1 protein-coding gene and 1 pseudogene are annotated in these 1337 nt (G+C 61.0%); one reads left to right on the top strand and one right to left on the bottom strand.

Annotated features, from left to right (window positions below; all coding sequences use genetic code 11):
* Window positions 1-45 precede the first annotated feature (45 nt).
* Window positions 46-168, top strand: coding sequence for a conjugal transfer protein TraD (gene traD / locus A1351_RS23595; RefSeq protein ID WP_371441445.1), 123 nt, complete (start codon window positions 46-48; stop codon window positions 166-168).
* Window positions 169-315: 147 nt separating this feature from the next.
* Here the strand turns inward: traD and A1351_RS02990 are convergent.
* Window positions 316-1337, bottom strand: a pseudogene (locus A1351_RS02990) (IS701 family transposase); the annotation flags it as partial.

The raw sequence follows: 1337 nt of genomic DNA on the forward strand, positions 1-1337 counted from the left end.
GAGCTTGTCGGCCATCCAGAGCAGCGCGCCGTAGATGATGGCGCGGTGCTCTGGATGGCCGACAAGCTCCGAAGCGACGAGCGCGAGAAGGCGTTGGCGCTCTGGACTGCGAAGGGGAAAGAGGCGTTCGAGAACAGCCGAAGTGTTGGCATCGACACACATGCCTAGCATTACAGTTGCTTTTTCAGATGGGCTCGACTTGCTTCGGCTTGGTGCGCTCGTCGCCAAACGACCATGCGATGACAAACTCGGGACGAATGCGTTTTCGTGCGAGACGCGTGGCGATGCGTCGGATTTCCTGCATCGACCAGCGGATCAGTTCGCCGTCGATCGAGGCCGCGCAGTTTTTGTCGTCATTGCACGCCGGATCTTTTTGGGGGACGGCGTCGCCGATCCATTGGCGTGAACACGTATCGTCGCCCTCATGGCGAGGGCCAGCATGACGAGCGAGACATGACGTCGCCATCCATGCCATGAACGCGTTTCGTTGTGATCCAGGCCCAGCTCGTTTTTGGCGGTTTCGAAACTGTCCTCGATCGCCCAACGATGGCCTTCGATTTTCGACAGCGCTTCGATCGTCGTTCCACGCGGCGCCCACGTCGTGAAGAAGGCGAGATCGCCGTCGACGATCTTGCGACGGATCAGCAGTCCGCGTGTCCAGACCTGGCCGCCCTGCGCCTCATTGTATTCGCCGCCCTCGAGATCGGCGAGCTCGAGATAAGCCCAATCATGCAGCCGCTCGCCTTTCGTTCCAGCGCCGGCCGAAAGACGCTTCCAAGCGGACAGCGGCAAGCAGTCGGCGATTTCTTTTGCCGTGCCGCGACGGTGTTGGGACTGCCCCAGTAGTAGAACGTGTCGTTGGACTTCACACCCAGCACATAGCCTTTACCACCTCGCCGCAGCGCCATCTCTATGTCACCGACGCCGTAGACCGTGTCGGCGGCGACGAAGGAGAACGGAACATTCCCCGCGATCACGCGCTCGATCATGGCGAGCGCCAACGCCGGCTTGGTGGCGAAGCCGCCATTGGCGCTGTCGCTCAATTCCTGCGGGACATGCGCCTTCCTCATACGTTCTTTGTCGCCCGTCCAGCTCTTGGGCAGATAGAGCTCGCGGTCGATGAGGGCATGGCCGCGATGCGACACATAGCAAGCGAAAACGCCGATCTGGCAGTTCGTGATCTTTCCCGCCGAGCCCGTGTATTGCCGTGAGACGCCGCAGGATGCCTTACCCTGCTTCAGAAAGCCCGTCTCATCGACGACAAAGACCGCATCGTCGTCGGCCAACGTCTCCAGTGCATAGTCGCGCACGATGTCGCGCAACGCATCGGCGTCCCA

The organism is Methylosinus sp. R-45379 (assembly GCF_001644125.1).
Classification (GTDB): Bacteria; Pseudomonadota; Alphaproteobacteria; order Rhizobiales; family Beijerinckiaceae; genus Methylosinus.